The 17,511-nt window shown below is 44.0% G+C and carries 16 protein-coding genes; 7 read left to right on the top strand and 9 right to left on the bottom strand.

The window, feature by feature from the left end:
• Positions 1-36: 36 nt before the first annotated feature.
• The 5 genes from sapA to OCU77_RS06230 are packed head-to-tail and all read left to right on the top strand — an operon-like array spanning position 37 to position 5,311.
• Positions 37-1,650, top strand: a complete 1,614-nt coding sequence (gene sapA / locus OCU77_RS06250) for an ABC transporter substrate-binding protein SapA (RefSeq protein ID WP_048897287.1) — start codon at positions 37-39, stop codon at positions 1,648-1,650.
• Positions 1,651-1,655: 5 nt separating this feature from the next.
• Positions 1,656-2,618 (top strand): ABC transporter permease, encoded by a 963-nt coding sequence (locus OCU77_RS06245; protein ID WP_107302379.1) that lies wholly within the window; start codon positions 1,656-1,658, stop codon positions 2,616-2,618.
• Positions 2,605-3,492, top strand: a complete 888-nt coding sequence (sapC, locus tag OCU77_RS06240; RefSeq protein WP_048897062.1) for a putrescine export ABC transporter permease SapC — start codon at positions 2,605-2,607, stop codon at positions 3,490-3,492. The genes OCU77_RS06245 and sapC overlap by 14 nt, the downstream gene beginning before the upstream one ends.
• Positions 3,492-4,490, top strand: a complete 999-nt coding sequence (locus tag OCU77_RS06235) for a peptide ABC transporter ATP-binding protein (RefSeq protein ID WP_048897061.1) — start codon at positions 3,492-3,494, stop codon at positions 4,488-4,490. The genes sapC and OCU77_RS06235 overlap by 1 nt, the downstream gene beginning before the upstream one ends.
• Positions 4,487-5,311, top strand: a complete 825-nt coding sequence (locus OCU77_RS06230) for a peptide ABC transporter ATP-binding protein (protein WP_048897060.1) — start codon at positions 4,487-4,489, stop codon at positions 5,309-5,311. Before OCU77_RS06235 ends, OCU77_RS06230 begins: the two co-directional genes overlap by 4 nt.
• A gap of 25 nt (positions 5,312-5,336) precedes the next feature.
• Here the strand turns inward: OCU77_RS06230 and OCU77_RS25205 are convergent, their stop codons facing one another.
• The 9 genes from OCU77_RS25205 to aroA all read right to left on the bottom strand — a co-directional run bounded on the left by OCU77_RS25205 (position 5,337) and on the right by aroA (position 16,262).
• Complete coding sequence (locus tag OCU77_RS25205) at positions 5,337-5,813, bottom strand: type II secretion system protein (protein ID WP_169773245.1); 477 nt, start codon at positions 5,811-5,813, stop codon at positions 5,337-5,339.
• 187 nt (positions 5,814-6,000) lie between these two features.
• Positions 6,001-6,696, bottom strand: a complete 696-nt coding sequence (pyrF, locus tag OCU77_RS06220) for an orotidine-5'-phosphate decarboxylase (RefSeq protein ID WP_048897058.1) — start codon at positions 6,694-6,696, stop codon at positions 6,001-6,003.
• Positions 6,697-6,851: 155 nt separating this feature from the next.
• Entirely contained in the window at positions 6,852-10,025 is a 3,174-nt protein-coding gene (locus OCU77_RS06215) for an Ig-like domain-containing protein (protein ID WP_162845604.1), read from the bottom strand.
• 104 nt (positions 10,026-10,129) lie between these two features.
• Entirely contained in the window at positions 10,130-11,299 is a 1,170-nt protein-coding gene (gene lapB, locus OCU77_RS06210; RefSeq protein ID WP_048897054.1) for a lipopolysaccharide assembly protein LapB, read from the bottom strand.
• Positions 11,300-11,302: 3 nt separating this feature from the next.
• Positions 11,303-11,587, bottom strand: coding sequence for a LapA family protein (locus OCU77_RS06205; RefSeq protein WP_048897053.1), 285 nt, complete (start codon positions 11,585-11,587; stop codon positions 11,303-11,305).
• A gap of 320 nt (positions 11,588-11,907) precedes the next feature.
• Positions 11,908-12,198 (bottom strand): integration host factor subunit beta, encoded by a 291-nt coding sequence (gene ihfB / locus OCU77_RS06200; RefSeq protein WP_048897052.1) that lies wholly within the window; start codon positions 12,196-12,198, stop codon positions 11,908-11,910.
• Positions 12,199-12,282: 84 nt separating this feature from the next.
• Complete coding sequence (gene rpsA, locus OCU77_RS06195; RefSeq protein WP_048897051.1) at positions 12,283-13,953, bottom strand: 30S ribosomal protein S1; 1,671 nt, start codon at positions 13,951-13,953, stop codon at positions 12,283-12,285.
• Positions 13,954-14,056: 103 nt separating this feature from the next.
• The gene (gene cmk, locus OCU77_RS06190; RefSeq protein WP_048897050.1) at positions 14,057-14,737 is read right to left on the bottom strand and encodes a (d)CMP kinase; all 681 of its coding nucleotides are present in this window, start codon (positions 14,735-14,737) and stop codon (positions 14,057-14,059) included.
• Positions 14,738-14,981: 244 nt separating this feature from the next.
• Positions 14,982-16,262, bottom strand: coding sequence for a 3-phosphoshikimate 1-carboxyvinyltransferase (gene aroA / locus OCU77_RS06185; protein WP_107302376.1), 1,281 nt, complete (start codon positions 16,260-16,262; stop codon positions 14,982-14,984).
• A 313-nt stretch (positions 16,263-16,575) separates the two neighbouring features.
• Here aroA and OCU77_RS06180 point away from each other — a divergent pair, with 313 nt between their 5' ends.
• Together OCU77_RS06180 and OCU77_RS06175 are read left to right on the top strand one after the other, a co-directional pair.
• Entirely contained in the window at positions 16,576-17,007 is a 432-nt protein-coding gene (locus tag OCU77_RS06180) for a nucleotide triphosphate diphosphatase NUDT15 (protein WP_048897049.1), read from the top strand.
• Positions 17,008-17,013: 6 nt separating this feature from the next.
• On the top strand, positions 17,014-17,469 hold the full coding sequence (locus OCU77_RS06175; protein ID WP_048897048.1) for a GNAT family N-acetyltransferase: 456 nt from the start codon (positions 17,014-17,016) through the stop codon (positions 17,467-17,469).
• The last annotated feature ends 42 nt before the right edge of the window (positions 17,470-17,511 follow it).

Below are 17,511 nucleotides of genomic sequence, written 5' to 3'. Positions count from 1 at the left end.
AATTTGGATGCTTATTTTCACAAATACCCTTTCCTTATGAACGTCTTTAGTCGTTGCCTGCTCGCTTGTTGGGGGCTGGTTAGCTTAGTTGGCTGCCAAGAACCTACCCAAGAAAGTAATACGCGCAGCAGAGGTTTCATCTACTGTGGGCAAAGTACGCCAACAACGTTTAACCCTCAGCTGACCGACAGTGGGCTCACAGCCGACACCTTAGCCGCTCAACTGTTTGACCGCTTACTGCAACTCGATCCTGTCAGCCACCAACCCTTGCCAGGGCTCGCGCGTAGCTGGGATATCAGTGGCGACGGCTTAGTCTATACCTTCCACCTACGCAGTGGTATTGAGTTTCAGACCACGCCTTGGTTCAAGCCAACGCGACCATTCAACGCACAAGATGTTGTTTTCAGTTTTAAACGCGTCATTGAGCCGAACCACCCTTTCTATCAAGCATCAGGGGGACGTTACCCTTGGTTTGAAAGTATTGGCTTTAGTCACCTAATTAAAGACATCACAATGACGGATACCAACACGGTAACCTTCACGTTGAATCGTCCAGATAATGCCTTCTTATCTAATTTAGCAACAACCTATGCAGTTATTTACTCGCAAGAGTATGGGCAGCAACTGCTTAAAGCTGGCCAGCTTGATCAACTAGATATGAAACCTATAGGAACAGGTCCGTTTTATTTAGACTCTTATGTGCCAAATAATGTCATTCGATTAAAACGTCATTGGGGATACTGGCGTGGCGCCGCACCTATGGAGCAAGTCATTTTTGATATCGCTTCACACGGCACAGGCGATCTTGCCAAATTACTGAGTCAGGAGTGTGATGTCTTATCATCCCCGGTTGCCAGCCAGCTACCTGTCATTTCTGATGATCCCGAGTTTGAGTTACTTGCCCAAACCGGTATGAACGTAGCTTTTCTGGCCTTTAATAATGATAAAAAATCCTTGGCTAATCCTAAAGTTCGTCAAGCAATCAATGCGGCAATAAACAGAGATAACCTACTTAACTCTGTTTATTACGGCACAGGAACTGAAGCAAAAAGCCTATTACCGCCTATGTCTTGGGCATACAACCATACCAGCCAAGCCCAAGGCTACAATCCAGAATTAGCACGTACACTCTTAAAAGAAGTGGGTATTGAGCCAGGCGTGACATTGGATTTATTAGTGCCTCTAGATCCTCGCCCTTATAATCCAAGCCCGAAGAAAACAGCCGAGCTGATTCAAGCCGATCTAGCTGCAATTGGGATCACTCTCAATGTCACGATAGAAAAACAAGATCGTATTAGTGCCATCAGCAATCAATTCGACATGGTTTTAACTGGTTGGATTGCGGATAACGGTGATCCAGATAACTTCTTGCGACCATTACTATCTTGTGACGCTAAGCAAGCTGGGCTGAATGTAGCAAATTGGTGTAACCTGTCGTTTGATAACTTACTAGAGCTAGCCTCTCGTACAAATCAACTTGAACAACGCGTTAGCTACTACCACCACGCCCAAGATATTATTGACCAAGAAGTACCCATAGTGCCATTGGCGCACGGTGTACACTTTCAAGTTCACCATCGTTCTCTTGGTGGCCTTCAGATGAGTCCATTCGGCACACGCTCTTTTTCTAGCGTGTACCGAAGCGAGTAATTACCATGTTTATTTATACAATCCGTCGGCTTAATCTTTTTATTATTACGCTCGCGATATTAACCATGATCGGCTTCAGCATTTTGCGCCTCGATCAAACATCGCTATGGAGTAACCAACCCTTTTGGAGTGGTTGGCTCATCTATATTGAAAATTTACTCTCAGGCAACTTAGGGTTAAATCAAAATGGCACCCCTATTTTGCAGGAAGTACTCACTGTTTTTCCTGCTACCTTAGAGTTATGCTTCTTTGCGTTTGGCCTATCACTGGTTGTGGGCATACCGCTTGGCACACTGGCGGGGGTACGCCAAGGTCGCCCTGTCGATACCATCATTTCATCACTGGCGTTAGTGGGCTACTCCATCCCTCTTTTTTGGCTGGCAATGCTGCTAATTTTATTATTTTCACTTAACTTAGGCTGGCTGCCCGTTGCTGGGCGTCACAGTTTGTTATATGAAATCCAGCATGTCACAGGCTTTGCGATTGTGGATGTCTTATTGTCAGAAAAGCCTTATCGTGCAGAAGCGTTAGTCGACGTCATTCGTCACCTCGTATTACCAACATTGGTGCTTGCTATGGCACCAACAACGGAGGTAATCCGCCTAACGCGTGCATCGGTCGCTGAAGTGATGACCCAAAACTATATCAAAGTAGCGCACACCAAAGGTTTATCCACATTTGAAATCATCATTCGTCATGTGAGGAAAAATGCGATTCCACCTATCATTCCTAAACTCGGTATGCAGTTTTCAACCATGATGACTTTCGCCATGCTGACTGAATCAATTTTCAACTGGCCGGGAATTGGCCGTTGGTTATTAGATGCAATCTCAGATCAAAACTATGTAGCTATTCAAGCTGGTGTAATTACAGTGGCAAGTTTCATTCTTATTGCCAACATCTTCTCTGACTTAGCGGGCGCGGCAATAAACCCCCTAGCACGGAAGGAATGGTATGCCATCAAATAATATTTATCAGGAACAGAAAATCCCAACCCAATGGGAGCGTTCTCGCCAAGATTTTCGTAGCAACTCTTTAGCGATGTTTGGCTTATGGTGTTTAGTCTTAACCTTATTACTAACAATAAGCTCACGCTGGCTTGCCCCCTACCTTCCTCACGTTCAGGTAGGCGAGTTATTGATGCCACCATCGTGGGATCAGTCTGGCCATGTTGAGTTTTTCTTTGGTACCGATGATCTCGGCCGCGATATTCTAAGTCGTTTGCTTATTGGCTCACAGCTTACGTTTGGTTATGCATTATTGGTCGCATTTGCCTCTAGTGTGATAGGTATCATTATTGGTGTGCTAGCTGGAATGACCCGAGGCTTAAAATCTAGCTTCCTTAACCATATTCTAGATACCGTCCTTTCCATTCCTTCCCTATTGCTGGCCATTATTGTGGTTGCCTACATGGGGCCGGGAGAAACCAATATTTTACTCGCCATTTGGCTTGCGCTGATCCCACGCTTTATCCGCGCCATTTACACAGCGGTACACAACGAAGTAGAAAAAGATTACATCATTGCCGCTCGCCTTGATGGTGCAAATAATTTCTATCTGCTGTACCACTCAATTTTACCGAACATTCTAACCACGATTACCACGGAAATAACACGTGCTATCTCTATCGCCATTTTAGATATCGCAGCCTTGGGTTTTCTGGGGTTAGGCGCCCAAGCACCATCATCAGAATGGGGAGCCATGCTCGGTGATTCCGTTGAGTTAATTTACCTTGCACCTTGGACAGTAACCTTACCGGGTCTGGCTATTATGTTCAGTGTCTTAATTGTAAACTTAGTTGGTGAAGGACTCCGCCAAGCCTTAAATGCGGGGATAGACTAATGCCATTACTGGATATACGTAATCTAACGATCGAAATCGATACCCCTCAAGGTATGGTGAAAGCGGTTGATCGTATGAGCTTAACGCTAAATGAAGGTGAAATTCGAGGCCTTGTTGGCGAGTCGGGCTCAGGTAAAAGCCTAGTAGCGAAAGCGATTGCTGGTGTCAGTAAAGATAACTGGCGCATCAGTGCTGACCGTTTACGCCTTGGTAATATCGACCTACTGGCACTTACGCCACGTGAACGCAGAAAGATTGTTGGCCGTGAGATCGCAATGATCTTCCAAGAACCGTCATCGTGCTTAGACCCTTCAGAACCTGTTGGTGAACAGCTAGAAGAAGCGATCCCGTCATCATCATTTAATGGTAAATGGTGGCAACGTTTTGGTTGGCGTCAAAAACAAGCCATTGCCCTACTGCACAAAGTCGGTATTAAAGAACATAAGCGTGTCATGCACAGCTATCCGTATGAATTAACGGATGGTGAATGTCAGAAAGTCATGATTGCGATGGCGATAGCGAACCGTCCCCGTTTGTTGATTGCAGATGAACCAACCAATGATCTTGACCCTATTACTCAGGCGCAAATATTTCGCTTATTGAGTCGGATGAATCAACTCGGCAACACAACAATCCTACTCGTAAGCCATGATTTAACACTGGTAACTCAGTGGGCAGATCGAATTACCGTGATGTATTGTGGGCAATCTGTCGAATCAGGTAGCCGAAAGCAATTAATTGAATCACCACATCACCCGTATACAGAAGCACTTTTGCGTGCTATGCCTGATTTCAGTCAGGATATTCCGCACAAAAGTAAGCTTGAAACCCTAGCGGGCTCGATTCCACCGCTACAACACTTACCGATAGGTTGTCGATTGGGCCCTCGTTGCCCACATGCACAACGTAAATGCGTCGAAGTACCTAAGCGTAGAAAAATTAAAAACCATAAGTTTAGCTGCCACTTTCCGCTAAACATGGAGGACGGTAACAAATGAGTGCTTTACTCGAAGTTGAAAACTTAAAAAAAGATTATCACTACCGTTCAGGCTTGTTTCGTCGACGCACTATTGAAGCCGTTAAACCTGTTTCATTTTCGTTAGAAGCGGGTGAAACCATGGCATTCATGGGCGAGAATGGTTCAGGCAAATCAACACTCGCAAAAATGCTAGCGGGTGTTGTCGAACCCACCGAAGGGATTATTCGAGTAAACGGCGATACGCTTTCGCCGAACGATTTTCAGACCCGCTGTAAATTGATCCGAATGATTTTCCAAGATCCGAACACCTCGCTTAACCCGCGCATTCAGATCGGAAAGATCCTTGAAGGTCCATTAAAGCGAAATACCAATATGACGCCACAAGCTCGTGAACGTCGTATTATGGACACCTTAAAACGTGTTGGCTTATTACCAGAACATGCTTATTTTTACCCTCAAATGCTGGCAACAGGACAAAAGCAACGTGTCTCTTTAGCCCGTGCTTTAATCTTACAGCCTTGTATTATTGTGGCTGATGAAGCATTAAATGGTTTAGATATGTCGATGCGATCGCAGATCATTAACCTGCTGTTTGAGCTACAAGAAGAGATGGGACTGTCATATATTTATGTATCACAGCATATGGGCGTGATTAAACACTTTACCGATAAGGTCATGGTTATGCATGAAGGGGAAGTTGTAGAATCAGGTAAAACAGCCGATGTGTTCAGTAATCCTCAGCATCCTTTAACACAGAAGCTATTAGACAGTCACTTTGCTGCGCCTTCACACGATCGCAGTAGCCGTATTAGTGGCGCAACACCTAAGATTTGCTGCTAAATGAGATTAAGCTATGGGCTGTTAATTAGCAGCCCGTATCCACCATTTCTAACGTGTAGTTAGTGGTGGTATTCGATGTTGGCGGACGATACATCACATAGCAGTTCTGTTTTTTATTCGTAAAATTTCTCGGCATGATATACAAACCATCTTTGGTTGGGCTTGGGTTATGCCACATCCACTCATATTTGCTAGCGTCTTGATACGGCACTTCCCCGAATTCCCCCACCAATAATTCACTCCAAACATCTTTATATTGGTTCTTTGGATAACCATAAATGACTTCTATCGAGCGGCCGTTCATCGCGACTGCACCCGATGGTGATCTATCAAGGCCAGTGATTATCGATTTAGCATAAACTTGCTCAGAGGCGGATGCCATTGCGGCTTTCATTCCTGCCAATGTCGCTTTACGAGCATCGTGTTGTAAATCAAGGAAACGAGGTGCGGCAGTAACGGCTACAATGCCGAGAATAACGATAACAATGACTAGTTCAATCAAGGTAAATCCTCGAACATCACTACTTTTAATCATGTTTACCAGTCACTTATATCGCTAAAAAGAATGACGATATTTTGACACACACCATAGATAAGCTACAAATATAAATTCTAATTATTGTTAATCAAATACAAAAACGGCCCACATTACTGTGAGCCGTCAGCGTAAATTTAGCAGAGAAAGCGAGTTACGCTAGCGATGCATTAATTTCTGCAAGTACTGCAGCAGGATCGGCAGCTTTAGTAATAGGACGGCCAATCACAAGGTAGTCAGAACCTGCTTGTACGGCTTCCACTGGCGTCATTACACGTCGTTGATCACCAGCAGCACTGCCAACTGGACGAATACCAGGAGTAATTAGCTTAAATTCTTGACCGAGATTAGCTTTTAGCATTGATGCTTCTTGCGCTGAACAAACAACACCGTCTAAGCCGCTGTTCTTCGTCAAATTCGCAAGATTTAGTACATGCTCTTGTGGCTCACATTGGATACCAATACCAGCAAGATCAGACGCTTCCATACTTGTTAGTACAGTTACAGCAATCAATAGTGGGCGATCTTTTCCATAAGGCTCTAGAATTTCGCGCGATGCGGCCATCATGCGCTCGCCACCACTGGCGTGAACATTGACCATCCACACACCTATATCGGCAGCTGCTGCAACAGCGCGAGAACAAGTGTTCGGGATGTCATGAAATTTCAGATCTAGAAATACAGAATGGCCCCGATCATGCAGTTTACGCACAAAGTCAGGGCCAAAATAAGTAAACATCTCTTTGCCAACTTTCAGTCGACAACTTCCCGGTTCGATACGATCAACAAAGGCTAACGCATCATCTAGTTTTGGGTAGTCGAGAGCGACAATCACTTTTGGGTCTAACATGGCATCTCCTGCTAAGTTATATGTTCAATCCAATTCAGCAATGCTGAACTGGGGTCAGGATTTTACATGAAAATTGTAATTTATCGAGCCCTTATCTGCATTTCATTACAATTACAACAAAAGTGGCACTAAACTAGCGCCACTAAACGTTTACCTTACTGAGAAAACAGTTCCAAATAATCTAACACTACAGCAGTTCCCGGCTTACCTTCAGTTACAAAACGAACCTCATTGGTTCCTGAGGGAAATACGACGGAATAACTCTGATAGTACTCGGTGTCTGTGGCTTTATAACGATCACGTCCACTCCCTCGACCATTACCGTTAGCAACCCCAGGCTTTCTGGAAAAGTCACCATTGATGTTAAAACTGGTTGCAACCCCGTTTTTATAAAGCACCAGCCCATCAACCCAATTCGCGCCATCACGATACTGGATCTTAAAATGCCCTTGCTTATAAGCATCTTCAGACCCAAGACGCACTACGGCTTGAGAAAATAGTTCACCATGGCTGGTTACAGAAAGTGCCGTTCCATGACCTCGTAAGATAAGTTGTGACGGTTCGTTGCGATGATGCTGGCCAGTAACAGTGACTTGTACCCCTTCAATCAACTTCGATACATTCATCGGCCACGCACGACTATCTACCTTATCACTACTATCAAGTTCATCTTGAGTAAAAGATAACGTTAATCGCTTGCCTTGTTTTTCTGGATTTACAACGCTCCAAATATTCCCGTTTACCCAGCCATCAGCAAATTGTGTATCTATGCGCCAATACAGTACTGGCCGCTGACGATCTGGTAGGATCTGAACTGTTGTTGCCATTCCCATATCACGTTGCTGTTCAAAGACAGTTAAGTCAGCTTGGTATCCCCAAGTTAAGCGATAACCTTTGACCCCTTTATTATTCCAGCGTAACGTTAAGTCTTGCCATGATGTCGATTTACCATTGAGTGGAGCATTGGAATACGCTTTTTGTTTGCCCTCGTAAAAATCACGAACTTCTTGTTCGTTCAACGCATAACTGTATAGTTGAATATCATCAACCCGCGATTTATGACTAACAAAGTCAGTCACGTCTTCCCAAATTGTTGTATCTCCCGCATTAAGCTGACGCATAAACCATGGTCCAACGTATTGGGAGTACCAATCACGCCCCGAACTATACCAACCATGCGTACCACCAGGGTAAACACCAGCAAAACCATCAGGTAAAGTAACATGGTCAGAAAAATCGGTATCACTCTTGGCCAACTTCATCGGCACAATTTTATTGTCTACCCAAGTTGTAACTGTGTTGTTTTCGCGGTTGACCACCCAAACAATTTTGTGCGGTTTATTGTCATTCACCACGACAGCATCAGGTTTGGCATACGCATGAACAATATGCGGCTGCTGACGAAAGTGACTTTGTGTAAAGAATTGACGTCCCACTAAAGTCCAACCGAGCCCCTTTAGCGGCTCACCTGAATGATTAGCTCGCTGGGTATTACCATTGAAATACGACAATGCAAACCCTTCATCTAGTTTACCTTGCCCAACCATAGCAATTTCTTGGCTTCCGCGACTCATGCTGCCATCAGCACGATGAGAAACAAAATCACCATCTTGGGTAAATGTCAGCGATACAGAATAGCTAGACAGGCCTGGTACTAAATCATGAGGCACATGGTCTTTATTCGCCATTACATCATTTTCTTCAAAGACTAAGTTGTAACCGCCTTCTCGCAAAATTTCCTGAGCTAAACCGACATAAGACCAACGTGGCAAATTTGTCACTCTGCGGATAAAATGTTCCCCTCCCGCTTGATTAACCAACAAATGAATATCACCAGCGGCTTTGTTATCTTCGGTTTTTAAATTTTTCCGAACTGTGTAGTTATCTAGCGAATAATAAGCAATTCGTGATTTCGACAGCACTCGCACATGAACTTCGCTGCGATCAGCCATACCCTGATCATCAACAATTACGTAACTAAATTCATCTTCCCCCACAAAACCGACCGGGGCGACATATTCAAAAACACCATTCCCCAAATGTGCAATACGAGCGTTTTGAGCCGAGCGCTGGTCAAACGCGCGAATCATCACTTTGCCGCCAGATAAATTACCGTTAGCATCAAAGTCATTTGCAAAGACATTAACTTGCCCTCGCCCATCACGCTCAACATCCAAGTGATCAATGTTGGCATTTGGGCTCATTCGCGACTGCATTGCAGGAACGATTTTGCCATTCATCGCCCCCGGAGAAGATTTAACAACCGAAATATTATTGGTCGGGATCAGTTCCATAGCCCCCATTAGACCAACAGACTCAGGGCCAATATCGTGACCCAAATTAAATGCATGCCCTACTTCATGAAGCGTGCACCACAAGGATTTATTATATTCACACCAACTCGTTAACCCCGTATTCGCACCACTATTGGCAGGGCCGGTGAAACGATGAAAGAGTGAAAACTTTTTGTCTAACTTAGTACGCAAATGCTGTTGTTGTTCATTTTCACTCAACCCACTTGGCTTAGCGGTCGCAATCAAGCCACCGGCATAACTAAATCGAATAAGTGCGTCGCGAGCAAACACGTAATCCAACAAATTAGCAGCATAATCCATACCACCAATCGCACTATTTAGCTTTTTCTTAAATATTTTGTCGTAACTATCAAATGAGGCAAAAAAAGTAATCTCTGCTAGCTGAAGATAAAAGCTCTCCTTGCTAGGAATAGGCGAAGAGAGCGATGGTGCGCCAAGCTGATGGTTCTCTTTTATTGGCTGTAAATCGACGGGAGAGCGATTGATTGCATTATTAAGGAGTAGCCCTTTTTGTACCTTCGTCGGCACGGGTATTGAAGGGATTTCCCAAGCCAACTGGCCTCCATAAAAAACACGACCATAGAAATTATTCTCCCCATCCACATAACCGATAATCATTGATTCTGGCTCAGAATCAACTTGTCCTCGGTAACTGCGAACTTCCGGAGTATAGCTTAAAGGCGTAATTTCAGCGGGGTTGTCTGCCGCATATTGATAGAAGACCGTATCTTTGCGACGTAAGGAGAATTTATTAAGCGTAACTTGTAAGACCTGATCATTACGTCTTACGGTTGTCTTGAAAGACTGTGGTAACGTTTCGTAATCGGCAATATTGAGTTTATCAGGCAGGGTACCGCCTCCAGAACCACCACCTGTTGTTCCTGTTCCTGTTCCTGTTCCTGTTCCTGTTCCTGTTCCTGTTCCTGTTCCTGTTGAGGATGAACTTGATGATTCACCACCACAAGCTATTAATAAACAAATAAAAGTAAATATAATTAAGATGCGACCAAACATAAAAACACCGTACAATAAATACGGTGTTTTTATACACTACAAAGCATTAAGATGCACTTAATTGCTTCTATTTTGATTGAACAAATAAAAAGGATTATTTAGTCTTACTCGCCATCCAAACCGCGAATAGGCTTCACTGTTCCCCAACTTTTACAAGATGGGCACTGCCAGTACAAAGAGTGGGTAGCAAAACCACAGTTACGGCACCGATAGTGCGGTTTAAGTTTAAGTTGTTCACCCACCAATTTACGCAACGAGGTTAAGCTATCTTTAGCACGCCCCTCTTCGGCCTCATCAAGGTGATAGTCCATCAATTGATAGAAGCCTTTCATGGTTGGGTTTTTAGTTAATTGACGAGTCATGAAAGCCTGAGCAAGTGCTGCGCCTTCATGTTTGAAAATTTCATCAGCCAACATCAACTCTGCAGTCGCACCTGCTTTGTGATCCACCGAATTTTGCAGATATTTAAGCCAAGCCGTTTCATTGCCCATTGCCTCATAGCATTGCAGCAACAAAGGTAACCCTTCACTAATAAAGTCGACATCTTGTTCAGCAATTCGCTCTAATTGCTTCGCTGCAGATTTGTATTCTTTTTCAGAGATCATAATACGCGCTGACGCTATCGTCGCTCGAACACAATTCTTATCGGTAGATAATGCTTTTTTTAGGTGTTGCTTAGCTTTATCTGAATTTTGGGCACCAAGTTCCAACATCGATAATTCACACCAGTAATGTGCAATATCATGCTTTAACTTTGTCTTACCCATCTTTACAAGTTGTGTCGCCATCTCTATCGCATTTTCCCATTCACGGGTCTGCTGATAAATAGAGAGGAGCTGTTGGAGTGCCGCTTTACGATGATCGGGTTCATCAAGCAATTGCTGAAATATTTTTTCTGCTCGATCGAGGAAACCAGCAGCCATGTAGTCTTTTGCTAACTGTTGTAACGCGAGATTACGTTGATCGATTGTTAGGTTTGGGCGAGCAATCAAGTTTTGGTGAATACGAATCGCACGATCTACCTCACCTCGGCTTCGAAAAAGGTTGCCAAGTGCAAGGTGGGTATCGATTGTTTCACTGTCAACTTGAAGCAGCTCAATGAACACATCTACTGCTTTATCTGACTGATCAGAAAGCAATAGGTTCAAACCTGTCACGTATTGACGTGACATGTGATGAGACTGTTCTTGTCGTTCGTTTTGTGCGTTCCTGTTACCCATATACCAACCATAAGCGGCGGCAATAGGGAGTAACAGGAACAACAGCTCAAGCATTAATTAGTCCTTCGCTGGCGCGGCACGAAGCTGCTCCAACTCTTTTTGTTGCTTAGCAACTTTTTTGGTTAGTAGATTTTTAGATACACGTGCTTTTAAATATAGAAGGCCACAAATCAACCAACCGATAGCAAAACCACCACCGAATGCGATACCTAATAATGTTGATAACTGGAACTCACCCTGGGCAACAAGGTAATTAAAATTCACCAGCTCTTGGTTTTGTGCCCCAAGCGCTAGGGTGATCAAAAAGCAGACTATGAGTAGCAGAATGCCAATTATTTTCATCGTGAATCCTCTCACTTAATCCATCAAAGTTCGATTATATCAAACAGAACATTCTGTGATTATGCAGCAACTCGTTACCAAAATCATTAAGTAACGGCATAATTCAGCACGTTCTATGAACACTTAGCTCTCAATATTGATATATTCATAAGAATAAACATTTTCTGCTTAATAAATAGTAACTTAACTCATTACCATTTTGCAGAATCACGGTTCAGAATCAATATTCTAAGGTGTCTTCTTTTCGCTGGCAACATAACTCAAATTTTAGGCATAAAAAAACGGCATACAATGTATGCCGTTTTTTGTCAGAACCGAGGTTAACCTGCCAGAGACAAATTAACACGATCGCGTAATTCTTTACCTGGTTTGAAGTGAGGAACGAACTTGCCGTCCAACTCAACTTTATCACCAGTTTTAGGGTTGCGACCTACACGGGGAGCACGGTAATGCAACGAGAAGCTACCAAAGCCGCGGATCTCAATGCGATCCCCCTCTTCAAGGGTGTTCGCCATGTGCTCAAGGATATCCTTGATTGCATCTTCTACCTGTTTGGCAGAAAGATGTGTTTGTTGACTACATAGCCTTTCAATTAATTCAGACTTTGTCATAAACACTCCGGTTTTTAGTATGTTTCTCAATAGTATAACCGTTTAGGGAGAAAATGCTAAAACGCTTTTTCTCCCTAAGCTCAATTATTCGCCTTTAGCAGCTTTGAAAGCGTCAGCCATAGCGTTACCGAACGAAGCGTCGTCTTGCTTGTTCAGAGTAGCCATTGCTTCTTGCTCTTCAGCAACGTCTTTAGCGCGTACAGATAGGTTGATTACGCGGTTCTTACGGTCAACGCCTGTGAATTTAGCTTCAACAGAATCGCCTACAGAAAGAACTAGAGTTGCGTCTTCAACACGGTCAACAGATGCTTCAGAAGCACGTAGGTAACCTTCAACGCCTTCAATTAGCTCAACTGTTGCGCCTTTCGCGTCAACTGCAGTAACAGTACCAGTAACTAGAGCACCTTTCTTGTTAACTGCAACGTAGCCGTTGAATGGGTCTTCTTCGATTTGCTTAACGCCTAGAGAGATACGCTCACGCTCTGCGTCAACTGCAAGAACTACTGCAGAGATTTCGTCGCCTTTCTTGAAGTCACGAACTGCGTCTTCACCAGAAACATTCCAAGAAATGTCAGATAGGTGAACTAGACCGTCGATGCCGCCTTCAAGACCGATGAAGATACCGAAATCAGTGATAGACTTGATCTTACCAGTTACTTTGTCGCCCTTAGCTTGCATTTCTGCAAATGACTGCCATGGGTTAGCTTTACACTGCTTAAGACCTAGGCTGATACGACGACGTTCTTCGTCGATATCAAGAACCATAACTTCAACTTCGTCGCCCACGTTAACAACTTTTGATGGGTGGATGTTTTTGTTAGTCCAATCCATCTCAGAAACGTGTACAAGACCTTCAACGCCTTCTTCGATTTCAACGAAGCAGCCGTAGTCAGTTAGGTTAGTTACGCGGCCAGATAGCTTAGTGCTTTCTGGGTAACGCTTAGCGATTGCAACCCATGGATCTTCGCCAAGTTGCTTAAGACCTAGTGATACGCGAGTACGCTCACGGTCGAACTTAAGAACTTTAACGTTGATTTCGTCGCCAACATTAACGATTTCACTTGGGTGCTTAACGCGTTTCCAAGCCATATCAGTAATGTGTAGAAGACCGTCAACACCACCAAGATCAACGAATGCACCGTAGTCAGTAAGGTTCTTAACGATACCTTTAACTTCCATGCCTTCTTGTAGAGATGCAAGTAGCTCGTCACGCTCAACGCTGTTTTCAGATTCGATAACTGCGCGGCGAGAAACAACAACGTTGTTGCGCTTCTGATCAAGCTTGATTACTTTGAACTCTAGCTCTTTGTTTTCAAGGTGAGCAGTGTCACGGATTGGACGTACGTCTACTAGTGAACCTGGTAGGAACGCACGGATGCCGTTAAGTTCAACTGTGAAGCCGCCCTTAACTTTACCGTTGATGATACCAACAACAGTTTCAGCTTCTTCGTAAGCTTTTTCAAGCTGGATCCAAGCTTCGTGACGCTTAGCTTTCTCACGAGAAAGTTTAGTCTCACCGAAACCATCTTCGATCGCGTCAAGAGCAACATCTACTTGTGCGCCGATTTCGATTTCAAGTTCGCCAGCAGCGTTCTTGAATTCTTCAGCTGGGATAGATGACTCAGACTTAAGGCCAGCATCAACAAGAACGTAACCGTTCTCGATAGCTACTACAGTACCTTTAACGATCGCGCCTGGGCGTGTTTCGATTTCGTTCAGAGACTCTTCAAAGAGTAAAGCAAAAGATTCAGTCATTATTTAATCTTCAATATGATAAACAACCATGGGTATCCTACCGCATGGGGTTGATATAAAAGTCAGTTATCTTCCGTGACACCGACGCCGCCTTGCTGATTGCTCAACAAGACAATTTTTTTTCAATATAAGCGAGTGCTTGCGCTGTCACTTCCTCTATTGAAAGCTCAGTAGAGTCTAGCACTAAAGCATCATCAGCGGGACGCAGAGGAGCAACCGCACGGTTACGATCTCTATAATCGCGTTCTTGAATCTCGCCTAAAAGGGTGACAAAGTTAACATCTATGCCTTTATTTTGCAACTGATTCATACGGCGATTAGCACGTTCTTCCGCACTCGCATCAAGGAAGATTTTTACTTCTGCTTGCGGGAAAACAACTGTCCCCATATCGCGGCCATCTGCTACTAAACCAGGTGCTTCACTAAATGCTCGTTGGCGACGAAGTAAGGCTTCACGTACACGAGGAAGTGCAGCAATTTTTGACGCTGCATTCGCGACATCTTGGGTACGCAATGTAGGCGATACATCCTCCCCTTCTAAGATCACTTTCACCAAATCACCTTCAGCTACAAACTGCACATCTAAGTGCGCAGCCAGTACCACTAACGCGTCTTCTGACTCCAGATCAACACCGTGGTGAAGCGCTGCAAGTGCAAGTACGCGGTAGATAGCGCCAGAATCTAAAAGGTTCCAACCTAGCTTGTCAGCTAAAAGCATACATAATGTGCCTTTACCTGCACCGCTGGGGCCATCAACCGTGATGACGGGTGAATGTGTAGACATAGAGTATCTCCGAATATTTTCACAATCGTTAATATTAATCGCTTAATTTTGCATAGCATAAACCAGCAACAACAAAGTTAAGCCATCAATCAAACGGGCGCAGATTATACGTGATTTTTTTGTAAAGGGGCAGAAGAAAACAGCTGCATAGACGATGAATGTGCCGCATGAAGAAAAAACACCCATATCGAGTAATATGGGTGTGATTATTGATTATTTTCCTATAGTTATTTCAACACTCGCTTTATTGGCTTAGGCCTTTTAATTTGTCGAAATAATCAGGGAAAGTTTTTGACGTACATTTCGGATCGTTAATCGTCACAGGTGTATCGCTTAATGCCACCAGCGAGAAACACATTGCCATACGATGATCATCATAGGTATCAATTGCGGCATGAGACAGCTGCTGAGGCGGCGTAATTGTTATGTAATCATGCCCCTCTTCCACTTCTGCGCCAACTTTACGTAGTTCAGTCGCCATTGCCGCCAAGCGATCGGTTTCTTTGACCCGCCAGTTATAAACGTTACGAATAGACGTTGTGCCTTCAGCAAATAATGCCGTCGTCGCAATCGTCATGGCTGCATCTGGAATATGGTTGAAATCAAGATCGACCGCTTTTAACTCACCTCGGCGGGCAATCACAAAATCATCTCCCCACTCAATTTCAGCCCCCATCGCGGCTAATGCATCAGCAAACTGAACATCACCTTGAATGCTTTTCTTTCCAATTCCCGTTACTTTGACCGTCCCGCCGTTAATAGCAGCCGCCGCAAGGAAGTAAGACGCTGACGATGCATCTCCTTCCACTAAGAAGTCACCAGGTGCTTGGTAGGTTTGTCCTGATGGTACAACAAACTCTTGATAATCACGGTTTTCAACTATCACACCAAATTGCGCCATAATATGCAGTGTAATATCAATATAAGGTTTAGATACCAAATCACCTTTAATGCGAATCACGGTGTCTTGCGTTGCCATTGGCGCAGCCATCAAGAAAGCAGTCAAAAATTGGCTAGAAATAGAACCATCAATTTCAACTTCGCCGCCATTAAGGCCCGTACCTTTAATTGCAAGTGGTGGATAATGTTCATTTTCTAGGTAAGTGACTTCAGCACCTGCGGTCCGTAGCGCATCTACCAAGTGTCCAATTGGGCGCTCTTTCATACGAGGCTCACCTGTTAAGACAAACTCACCACGGCCTAAGCACAATGCCGCGGCAAGTGGGCGCATTGCAGTACCAGCATTGCCAAGGTATAGCTCTAGTGCTTTTTCAGGTTGGAAAGCATGGCCTAAACCATTTACTACACACTCTGTTTTATCCTCAGAAAGTTCATATTGAACCCCTAACTGTTCGAGTGCATTTAGCATATGACGAATATCATCACTATCAAGCAAATTTGTTAAGCGTGTTTGTCCCTGTGCTAACGCCGCCAATAACAAGGCTCGGTTCGAAACACTCTTTGAGCCCGGCAGGTTCACTACACCATCAATCTGTTTAATTGGCTGTAACGTTAAACTTTCCATTTATTTATGCGTCTTCCTAAATTTTAGCGTTTCTGCAGATTAGCGAATTATGCTGTGAGATGCCAGCACCAATGCATCACCTAGCTAGTACAACCAAGCGATTACATATTAATTCACCTTAGTGCCCTTGTTTAATCCAACCCATTCGTGCCTATGCTTAAAAGAGCTATGACGAAAGACGCAATGACAATCATCGCATTTTCTGACGATAGAAGCGGCCAATTAAGCGCATTGTTAGCAAATTAGATTGGCAGTTCAGTTACTTCATTGTATATATAGTTTAAGAACACACTATTAGAGTTAAAGGCTTAATATGACAGCAGAAACCCCGAAAGTTGGCATAGGTATTATTCTGGTGAATAGCCAAGGGAAAGTCCTGATCGGTAAGCGCAAAAATAGTCACTCTCCGTATTACTCTATTCCTGGTGGCCACCTAGAAATAGGTGAGACGTTCGAGCAATGTGCTGTCCGTGAAATGCTTGAAGAAACGGGGGTTCAGATCCATAACCCGCAAGTGATTGCTATCACTAACAACCTCAAAACCTATCAAGAGTCTGGGTTGCATTACATCAGTATTGCCCTATTAGCGACTGAGTATTCCGGTACACCTGAACTAAAAGAGCCCGAAAAATGTGATGGTTGGCTATGGGTTGATCCGACTGCACTCCCACAACCTCACTTCGATGCAAGCGAACAGTCTATCGCCTGTTATTTAAATAATACCGTTTGCCTTAGTGCATCTTAAGTCTCTATGACACGTGCAGCCTCCTTCGCTATCCGGCCCGCTTATGATGAGGATTATGAATTTTTGTTTGATCTAAAAAAGCGAACCGAATTCGAACCCATTAAGCATGTTTTTGGTTGGGATGAAACGGTACAACGCCGTATTCATGCTGAAGAGTGGTTAGAAGAGCGCCCTTTAATCATAGCGTCGAAAGGCAAAGCGATAGGCAGTTACTTGGTACAAAACCAAGGCAATAAACTGTACTTTTGTCGGTTCTTTATTTTACCTTCGCATCAAGGACTCGGCATTGGCTCCCAAATTCTGAAGATGGCGATTAGACAAGCACAGCAGCAGCAACTGCCCTTAACCCTGAGTTACTTACAAAGCAATCGTGTTGGGGCGCTTTACCAGCGTATGGGGTTTGTTCAAACGGGTGAAGATAAAGAGTTCGTGTATATGCAATACGTTAATCCCTCTGAGTAAGAGTATAAAAAAAGCGCCAAGCGGCGCTTTTTCTCATACTAA

The organism is Photobacterium swingsii, assembly GCF_024346715.1.
Lineage (GTDB): Bacteria > Pseudomonadota > Gammaproteobacteria > Enterobacterales > Vibrionaceae > Photobacterium > Photobacterium swingsii.
This window is presented reverse-complemented; position numbering and strand designations above follow the sequence as displayed.

Coding starts and splice junctions, on each gene's coding strand:
- lapB (WP_048897054.1), bottom strand. CDS start 11,299: ATGCTTGAGCTGTTGTTCCTGTTACTCCCTATTGCCGCCGCTTATGGT.
- sapC (WP_048897062.1), top strand. CDS start 2,605: ATGCCATCAAATAATATTTATCAGGAACAGAAAATCCCAACCCAATGG.
- OCU77_RS06230 (WP_048897060.1), top strand. CDS start 4,487: ATGAGTGCTTTACTCGAAGTTGAAAACTTAAAAAAAGATTATCACTAC.
- pyrF (WP_048897058.1), bottom strand. CDS start 6,696: ATGTTAGACCCAAAAGTGATTGTCGCTCTCGACTACCCAAAACTAGAT.
- sapA (WP_048897287.1), top strand. CDS start 37: ATGAACGTCTTTAGTCGTTGCCTGCTCGCTTGTTGGGGGCTGGTTAGC.
- OCU77_RS06175 (WP_048897048.1), top strand. CDS start 17,014: ATGACACGTGCAGCCTCCTTCGCTATCCGGCCCGCTTATGATGAGGAT.
- aroA (WP_107302376.1), bottom strand. CDS start 16,262: ATGGAAAGTTTAACGTTACAGCCAATTAAACAGATTGATGGTGTAGTG.
- OCU77_RS06215 (WP_162845604.1), bottom strand. CDS start 10,025: ATGTTTGGTCGCATCTTAATTATATTTACTTTTATTTGTTTATTAATA.
- OCU77_RS06245 (WP_107302379.1), top strand. CDS start 1,656: ATGTTTATTTATACAATCCGTCGGCTTAATCTTTTTATTATTACGCTC.
- rpsA (WP_048897051.1), bottom strand. CDS start 13,953: ATGACTGAATCTTTTGCTTTACTCTTTGAAGAGTCTCTGAACGAAATC.
- OCU77_RS06205 (WP_048897053.1), bottom strand. CDS start 11,587: ATGAAAATAATTGGCATTCTGCTACTCATAGTCTGCTTTTTGATCACC.
- cmk (WP_048897050.1), bottom strand. CDS start 14,737: ATGTCTACACATTCACCCGTCATCACGGTTGATGGCCCCAGCGGTGCA.
- OCU77_RS06180 (WP_048897049.1), top strand. CDS start 16,576: ATGACAGCAGAAACCCCGAAAGTTGGCATAGGTATTATTCTGGTGAAT.
- ihfB (WP_048897052.1), bottom strand. CDS start 12,198: ATGACAAAGTCTGAATTAATTGAAAGGCTATGTAGTCAACAAACACAT.
- OCU77_RS06235 (WP_048897061.1), top strand. CDS start 3,492: ATGCCATTACTGGATATACGTAATCTAACGATCGAAATCGATACCCCT.